The organism is Paraburkholderia fungorum (assembly GCF_003610895.1).
Lineage (GTDB): Bacteria > Pseudomonadota > Gammaproteobacteria > Burkholderiales > Burkholderiaceae > Paraburkholderia > Paraburkholderia fungorum_B.
Genome location: NZ_MCAS01000029.1, coordinates 85490 through 93711, shown reverse-complemented (window position 1 = coordinate 93711; position 8222 = coordinate 85490). Strand labels below are relative to the sequence as shown.

At 62.3% G+C, this 8222-nt stretch carries 8 protein-coding genes; 3 read left to right on the top strand and 5 right to left on the bottom strand.

Going from position 1 to position 8222, the window contains the following annotated elements:
* Window positions 1–3: 3 nt before the first annotated feature.
* From BCY88_RS25115 to BCY88_RS25105, 3 genes are all read right to left on the bottom strand, one after another.
* The gene (locus tag BCY88_RS25115) at window positions 4–1338 is read right to left on the bottom strand and encodes a glutamine synthetase family protein (RefSeq protein WP_120346863.1); all 1335 of its coding nucleotides are present in this window, start codon (window positions 1336–1338) and stop codon (window positions 4–6) included.
* A gap of 32 nt (window positions 1339–1370) precedes the next feature.
* Window positions 1371–2165, bottom strand: a complete 795-nt coding sequence (locus tag BCY88_RS25110; protein WP_120346862.1) for a gamma-glutamyl-gamma-aminobutyrate hydrolase family protein — start codon at window positions 2163–2165, stop codon at window positions 1371–1373.
* Between the two features lie 304 nt (window positions 2166–2469).
* Window positions 2470–2673, bottom strand: coding sequence for a hypothetical protein (locus BCY88_RS25105; protein WP_035516723.1), 204 nt, complete (start codon window positions 2671–2673; stop codon window positions 2470–2472).
* A 426-nt stretch (window positions 2674–3099) separates the two neighbouring features.
* Between BCY88_RS25105 and BCY88_RS25100 the strand changes: the two genes are divergently transcribed.
* From BCY88_RS25100 to speB, 3 genes are all read left to right on the top strand, one after another.
* Complete coding sequence (locus tag BCY88_RS25100) at window positions 3100–3651, top strand: cupin domain-containing protein (RefSeq protein ID WP_115777126.1); 552 nt, start codon at window positions 3100–3102, stop codon at window positions 3649–3651.
* 89 nt (window positions 3652–3740) lie between these two features.
* Window positions 3741–5234, top strand: coding sequence for an aldehyde dehydrogenase (locus BCY88_RS25095; RefSeq protein WP_120346861.1), 1494 nt, complete (start codon window positions 3741–3743; stop codon window positions 5232–5234).
* Window positions 5235–5370: 136 nt separating this feature from the next.
* Window positions 5371–6336, top strand: a complete 966-nt coding sequence (gene speB, locus BCY88_RS25090; RefSeq protein ID WP_120346860.1) for an agmatinase — start codon at window positions 5371–5373, stop codon at window positions 6334–6336.
* 58 nt (window positions 6337–6394) lie between these two features.
* Here the strand turns inward: speB and BCY88_RS25085 are convergent, their stop codons facing one another.
* Window positions 6395–7606 carry an MFS transporter gene (locus BCY88_RS25085; protein WP_120346859.1) on the bottom strand — a complete coding sequence of 404 codons (1212 nt, stop codon included), beginning with the start codon at window positions 7604–7606 and terminating at the stop codon, window positions 6395–6397.
* Complete coding sequence (locus BCY88_RS25080; RefSeq protein ID WP_120346858.1) at window positions 7603–8136, bottom strand: MarR family winged helix-turn-helix transcriptional regulator; 534 nt, start codon at window positions 8134–8136, stop codon at window positions 7603–7605. The genes BCY88_RS25085 and BCY88_RS25080 overlap by 4 nt, the downstream gene beginning before the upstream one ends.
* Window positions 8137–8222 lie beyond the last annotated feature (86 nt).

Here is an 8222-nt window from a genome sequence, read left to right as displayed (position 1 = left end):
GTCTTAAACGTGCAGCAGCAAATGCCGGCGTTCCCACGAGCTGATCACGCGGAAAAACGCCTCATATTCGGTTTCTTTCAGTGCGAGGTAGGCTTTGACGAATTTCTCGCCGAGAATCTCGGCCATCGGTTCGCACGCGCCCATCAACGTCAAACCCTCTTCCAGATTGCGCGGCAACTGGTAGGGCAGTTCGTAGCCGTCGCTGAGCAGCGGCTCGGTCGGCTCCAGGTTTTGCGTCATGCCGAGATAACCAGCGGCCAGCGTTGCTGCGATCGCCAGATACGGATTGCAGTCAACACCCGGAATGCGGTTCTCGATGCGGCGCGCAGCCGGCCCCGAATGCGGAATCCGGAAACCCACCGTACGGTTGTCGTAACCCCATGCCACATTGATCGGTGCGGCCATGAAGCGCGACAGGCGGCGATACGAGTTGATATACGGCGCGAAAATCGGCATGAGCGCCGGCGTGTATTTCTGCAGGCCGGCGATATAGCCGGTGAACAGCGATGTCGGCTTGCCGTCCGCGCCGGTGAACAGGTTGTGGCCGGTTTCTTCGTCCACGAGGCTCTGGTGCATGTGCATGGCCGAGCCCGGTTCGCCTTCCATCGGCTTGGCCATGAAGGTCGCGTACATCTTGTGACGCAGCGCGGCTTCACGCACCGTGCGCTTAAACAGGAACACGCTGTCGGCGAGTTTCAGCGGGTCGCCGTGCATGAAGTTGATCTCCATCTGCGCGGCGCCGACTTCGTGAATCAACGTATCGACTTCCAGTTCCTGCACTTCGCAGTACTCGTAGATGTCTTCGAAGAGCGGGTCGAATTCGTTGACCGCTTCGATCGAATACGCCTGGCGCCCGGTCTCCGGACGACCGGTACGGCCGATCGGCGGTTGCAGCGGCAGATCCGGGTCCTTGTTCATGTCGACCAGGTAGAACTCGAGCTCGGGCGCGATAACCGGCTTCCAGCCTTTGGCCTTGTAGAGTTCGAGCACGCGGCGCAGTACGCGGCGCGGCGAGATGGCGACGGGCGTGCCGTCGAAGTGAACGCAGTCGTGAATCACCTGGGCAGTCGGGTCGACCGCCCACGGAATCATGCGGATGGTGCTGGCGTCAGGTACGCACACCATGTCCGGGTCGGTGACGCCGGTGAGCGTGCCGTCTTCCGGATAGTCCCCTGTGACGGTCTGGATCATCACCGCTTGCGGCAAGCGCATGGACTCGCCGGATTCGAATTTGCTGCGCGGAATGATCTTGCCGCGTGCGATCCCGGCCATATCCGGAATGATCGCTTCGATTTCGGTGACGCGGTTCTGTTTCAGGAAGTCGTCGATTTCATGCATGGTTATTCTCTCAGTTTTGGTGCGCGACCGGCTCAGGCATGCGTGGCTGCGGCGGATGCCGCGCCATAGCCGGCCTTGGTGCGCATTCGATCGCGGCAGGCGTCGCCGAAGGCGCGGAAGATCGCGGTGGAAAGCGCGTCGTTGGCATGCTTCCATTCCGGGTGCCACTGCACACCCAGCGCGAAGGCACGCGCATCTTTCACACTTACCGCTTCGATCAATCCGTCCGGCGCGGTGGCTTCAGCCACCAGACCCACGCCCATCCGCTCGACGCCCTGACCGTGCAATGAATTCACACGCGCTTCATTCGTGCCGCCCGCGAGGCGCTGCAACAAACCGCCCTGCGTCAGCGTGATCGAATGCGACGGTGCGTATTGCACGTCGAGGTCGTCTTCCTTGTTCTCACGATGGTCGTTCAAGCCGGCCACCGCGTGAACGCTTTGATGCAACGTCCCGCCGAATACCACGTTCATTTCCTGGAAGCCCCGGCATACCGCCAGCACGGGCACGCCTGCGGCAATCGCCGCACGCAGAAGCGGCAGCGTCGTCGCGTCGCGAGCGGCGTCGTGCAGCGTGCCCGGCGCGCTGGGATGGCCACCGTAGCGGTGCGGTTCGACATTCGAATAGCTGCCGGTAAACAGCAGGCCGTCGACGGCGTCCAGCACATCTTCGGTGGACTGACGCTCGCCGAGCGCCGGCAACAACATGGCCAGCGCCTTCGAGCCGTCCACGATCGCAGCGATGTACTTCTCGCCGGTGACGTGCGATGGGTGGACTCCCATCATCGTTCTGTCGGCGCTGATGCCGACCAGGGGTTTGTTTCGCATAACGAATAGACGTGTGTGTTCACCGCGGAACGCGGCATGAACAACGTTAAACACAGCGCGGCACGATTCCGCAGCCGGACGCGAGGCGTCAGGCCACCGGGGTAGTGCGGGCGGCTTTCGTCAACTGAACGCGCCGCGCGTGGTAATCAGGCTGGCCGTTCGATTCGGTCCGCTGCGGTGCGCAACGTCTCTGATTCGCGTGAAACGCACAGGCGGCAGGCAACACCGCACATGCATAAACGCACGGCTCGATAGAGCGCGTTCACGCAAACGGATGAATCGAACGGCGAAAAAGGGGGAGGCGCTACGGCAGCAGCGAGGCGACTTCGTCCGTGCGTACGGCAATGAAGGCACGCGCGGAGATGGAGTTGTGACGTCGAACTGAACGGCGGGACAGGATCGTGAAGACGGACAGGAAGCGGCGGAACGCAAGGCTGCCGTTGCTGCCGTCGGCGATGGCGCCGTCAGCGCGAGGACAACTCGCCTGACTTCGATTCCATCTCACCAAAGGGCCTCGGACTCTCACGATTACACTCTAATGTCTATTAAACGTCTTGCTCAACAACGCTCGGGGCGTTTAAAGAAACAGGACGCTGGGATGGTCGGAGCTACCGGTTGCGAAACTGATTCGCTGCGTCGCAAAACACACTTTCGTATCTCGTGACACCGGCATGACGACCGCCTGAGAACCATCGTATACGAGCCAATAAAGCCGTCAAATCATTTTTATAAAAGATTTATCAGGGCTTTCCCGGGGGTGTCACAAGAATCCCCGCGTATGGGAACATTCGTTGCGGCTACTATATTTCGGAAGCCTTTCAGGGGTTTTCCCCAGCGGCGCGAAGATTAAAGTGATTAGAATATTCAACACTCGCGGGCAATCCTTGCCCGGGTCCACGCGTTTCGATCGTCTCCCATGTCAGAGAATTCAGCGATGTCTATAGAAGTAGCAACCCGCCTGCAATACATCCGTAAGAAGAATGGCTTGTCTCAGCGTGAACTGGCGAAACGGGCGGGGGTGACCAATGGCACGATTTCTCTGATTGAACAGAATCGCGTGAGTCCCTCGGTTGGGTCATTGAAGAAACTGCTCGAATGCATACCGATGAGTCTCGCCGAGTTTTTCACCTTTGAAGTCGAGGTGGAGCGCTCGGTGGTATCGCGCCGCGCCGACATGCCGAATCTCGGCAATGAGTCGATCGAGTTCTATCTTGCGGGCTCGAGCGTGAAAGACCGCAACATGGGCATTCTGCGCGAGGTTTATCAGCCGCTCTCGGATACCGGGCCGGAAATGCTGGAGCACGCGGGGCACGAGGGCGGGGTGGTGGTCAGCGGTCAGATCGAACTGACGGTTGACGGCGTCACGTGGCTACTCGACCCGGGGGACAGCTACTACTTCGAAAGCCGTCTACCGCATCGTTTTCGCAATCCCAGCGCGGAGCATCTCTGCGAGATCGTGTCGGCCAATTCGCCGCCCACGTTCTAAAGACTCCGCGCCAACGCGCCGCGACGCAGTTCCAAGCCGCCTGAAGTCGATGCCGGCGTGCGTCGAGCGCATAACATTGAGGCATCCTGATGGACAAGAAATCTCTCGCTTTCTGGCAAGACAAGGCCGCTACGCTTTCGATCGAAGGCCGCGCGTTTATCGACGGCGAATACCGTAACGCCGCGGGCGGGCGCACCTTCGACTGCCTGAGCCCGATCGACGGCAAACTGCTCGCGAAGGTTGCGGACAGCGGCGCCGCGGATGTCGACGCCGCCGTGGCGGCGGCACGCCGCGCGTTCGATACCGGTGTGTGGTCGGGTCTCAATCCGCGCAAGCGCAAGGCGATTCTCCTGCGCTGGGCCGCGTCGATCCGTGAGCACATGGACGAACTCGCGCTGCTCGAAACGCTGGACGCGGGCAAGCCGATTGCCGACACCACCACGGTGGACGTGCCGGGGGCGGCCTATTGCGTCGAGTGGTTCGCTGAAGCAATCGACAAGGTCGGTGGCGAAGTCGCACCGGCCGATCATCATCTGGTGGGGCTCGTCACGCGCGAGGCGATCGGTGTGGTCGCCGCGGTGGTGCCGTGGAATTTCCCGATCCTGATGGCGTCGTGGAAGTTCGGCCCGGCGCTTGCCGCGGGCAACAGCGTCGTGCTGAAGCCTTCGGAGAAGTCGCCGCTCACCGCGATTCGTCTCGCTCAGCTTGCGCTGGACGCGGGCATTCCCGCCGGCGTGTTCAACGTGGTGCCGGGCGCGGGCGAACCAGGCAAGCTGCTGGCGCTGCATCAGGACGTGGACTGTCTCGCCTTCACCGGCTCGACGAATGTCGGCAAGCTGATCATGCAGTACGCCGGCCAGTCGAATCTGAAGCGCGTCTGGCTCGAACTCGGCGGCAAGTCGCCGAACATCGTGATGCCCGATTGTCCCGATCTCGATCGTGCTGCCAACGCGGCAGCCGGCGCGATCTTCTACAACATGGGTGAAATGTGCACCGCCGGTTCGCGCCTGCTCGTGCATCGCGACATCAAGGAGGTCTTCCTCGACAAGCTGATCGCCGCCGCGCGCAGCTATACGCCGGGCAACCCGCTCGATCCGCAAACCTCGATGGGCGCGATCGTCGACAACGTGCAACTCGAACGCGTGCTCGGTTATATCGAAGCCGGCCGTGCCGAGGCGAAGCTGCTGCTGGGCGGATCGCGCGTCAAGCAGGAAACAGGTGGCTTCTATATCGAACCGACCATCTTTGAGATCCCGGCTGCCGGTGCGAAGGTTGCGCGCGAGGAAATCTTTGGGCCGGTGTTGTCTGTGATTACGTTCGACACGGTGGAAGAGGCGATCAGGATCGCTAACGACAGCGAGTACGGTCTTGCCGCTGCCGTGTGGACCTCGAACCTCACCACTGCCCATGAAGTATCGCGCAAGCTGCGTGCCGGTACGGTATGGGTCAATTGCTATGACGAAGGCGGGGACATGAACTTTCCGTTCGGCGGCTACAAGCAATCGGGCAACGGCCGCGACAAGTCGTTGCACGCGCTGGAGAAGTACACCGAGCTGAAGTCCACGCTCGTTCGGCTGCGCTAAAGGATTCGCAAGCCAGCGCGGCGGTGCGCCTGAAAAGGCACTGCTGCGTTCCCAATGAATCCGAGGCTGGCGTTGCACGCATCACCTGGAAGCTCCGTGTGCAACGCCGGCATGTTTATCAGGTATCAGGTCATCCATGACTGAACTCATCTACGGCGACGGCGCGATCCGTCGTTCGTCACTCTACGGCTCGTCGATCGAGAACACCTATGCCGGTGTGTTGTCGTTCATGCGCCGCAAGTACACCCGCGAGCTCGACGGCGTCGACGTCGTGGTCTCCGGCGTGCCGCTCGATCTGGCTACCACGTTCCGCTCGGGCGCGCGTCTCGGCCCGGCAGCGGTGCGCGCGGCGAGCGTGCAATTGTCGGAACTGCATCCGTATCCGTGGGGCTTCAATCCGTTCGACGATCTCGCCGTGACGGATTACGGCGACTGCTGGTTCGACGCGCACAATCCCATGACGATCAAGGAATCGATTGTCGAGCACGCGCGCACGATCCTGCGATCGGACGCAAAGATGCTGACGCTCGGTGGCGATCACTACATTACGTATCCGCTCCTGATCGCGCATGCGGAGAAATACGGCAAGCCGCTCTCGCTGATCCATTTCGACGCGCATTGCGATACCTGGGCCGACGACAGCCCGGACAGCCTGAATCACGGCTCGATGTTCTACAAGGCGGTGAAAGATGGCCTGATCGATCCGAAGACCTCGGTGCAGGTCGGCATTCGCACGTGGAACGACGACTTCATGGGGATCAATATCCTCGACGCTGCGTGGGTCCACGAACATGGCACGCGGGCGGCGGTGGAGCGGATCACGTCGATTGTCGGGGAGCGGCCCGCCTATCTGACCTTCGATATCGACTGTCTCGATCCGGCCTTCGCGCCAGGCACGGGTACGCCGGTGGCGGGCGGTTTGTCGTCGGCGCAGGGGCTGGCCATTGTGCGTGGGCTCGGTGCATTGAACCTGGTGGGCGCGGATGTGGTGGAAGTGGCGCCAGCTTACGACCAGAGCGAGATCACGGCGATCGCCGCCGCGCATATTGCGTGCGATCTGTTGTGTCTTTGGCGGCAGCGGAAAGTGGCTGAACGTGGCTGAACCGTGGTTGAGTGTTAAGGACTTCAGCTGGTTTGAAGCGGCCTGATGCGCGACCGGCTCAACCCATCGACGAAGATCGATCGGGTTGACGCCGGCCTTCGCGCAAGCCGAGCGTATAGGCAACGAGCGCGCCGCTCATGATCGCCAGTTGCCACATCAACATGTCGGCGCCGCGCGCTTTCATGGCGAAGCCGGCGATAAGCGGCCCCGCAATCGAACTTGCAGTGAAGGTCAGCGACACCAGCCGCATGTTGCGCGTGAGCGCGGCCTTGTCGCTGCAGGCCGCCGCGACCATGCCGAGCGTGATGTACGCGCTGTTCATACCGCCGAGCAGTAACGCGCTCGCGTACGCGAGCCATGAGGCGGGGGCGGCGAGTGCGAAACCGCCGATCGCCAGCGTGCTGAGCGCGGCGCAGACGATCACCGTGGCAGCCAGACCCACGCGATCGGCGAACCAGCCGACCGGAAATTGCAGCGCCATGCCGCCGATACCGAATAGCGTGAGTAGCGTGGCCGTCTGTGTGGTGCTGAGGCCGTGAGCGTCCGCAAAGAGCGGGAAGAGGCCGTAGAGCGCGCCGTCGCCGATGCCGCCCGCAGCGACGACCACCATGCCGAGACTGACCAGGGGGCCGATCGGCGTGCGCTTTTCAACGCCATGTTTCCCGGCTCTTTTGCTTGGCGTGGGCCGTGCTGTTCCGGCAGCAGCATGTCCATCATCCGACGCGGTCAGCCACAGCGGCAGCGCCGCCGCGAACGTGAAGGCCGCGCCGGCCGCGAACGTGATGCGTCCGTCGACCGCGCACCATGCCGCCAATGCCGGGCCGATTACACCGGCGGTGGCAATCAGCGCTTCATGCACGCCCACTACGCGTCCGCTCGACTCAGCCGGAACGAGCCGGTAGAGCCACGTTTCATTGGCGATCCAGCGCAAGCCGATACCGAGCCCGGTCAACAGGCCGGGTACGAGCCACAGTGGCCACCACAGCGCGCTCATCGTGGCGAAGGCAATCACCGTGGCGGCGAGACCCAGCGATACCGTGCGCTTCGCCCCGATCCGTTCGACCAGCCACGGTGCGATCAACAGGCCGACCAGCATGCCGGTCCATTGCGAAGCGGAGAAGAGGCCGGCGCGCGGCGCATCGAGGCCTTGATGAGCCAGCCAGACGGGCAGCACCATGAAGCCGATGCCGAACTGACCGATCTGCGAGAGCGCCGAGACCGCGGTCAGTGCGGCGATCGCCGGCCAGCGCACCGGCGCGGCGGCGTTCATGAACTGCTCCGCGCCGGCATCGGCAGACCCTGTTCGCGGCATTCGACCGGACAACCGGCTTTCAGGCAGGGGCCGTCGTCGCAGAGGCGGCATAGTTGCATGGCGTGGGCCGGATCGCGGGTCTCGCGCCACAGGATCTTGATCAGCAGGCTTTCGAGCACGTCGCGCTCGCGCACGTCGAGTTGCCCGACGATGCGTTGAAGGATCCGCTCGCGCGCCGATTGCAGACGTTTGGCTTCGCGCTTGCCGGAAGAGGTCAAGGCAAGCGCGACAGAACGCTTATCGTTACCCGGCTTCTTTTCGACCAGCCCCGCCTCCACCAGACCGGCAACGGCGCGGACCGCGGCCGGATGAGAAAGATCGACCGCTTCGCGCAATACCTCAATGGATGAATCGGGATATTGGCCAATCGCGTTGAGCATGGCGCGGGCAGTGGAGCCCGCGAGCGCGGCCTCGGTTGGCTGCGCATTTATCTCGTCCGTGACCAGCAGGGCGAGTACGCCAAGCAGATTCTCTGTGCGCTGCGTCATGGGGATACCTCAATGTGTGCAATGTGCATATATGCATGTTGCACACATTTGGCGTGACGCGCAAGCGGTTTTTTGACCGTCAATCG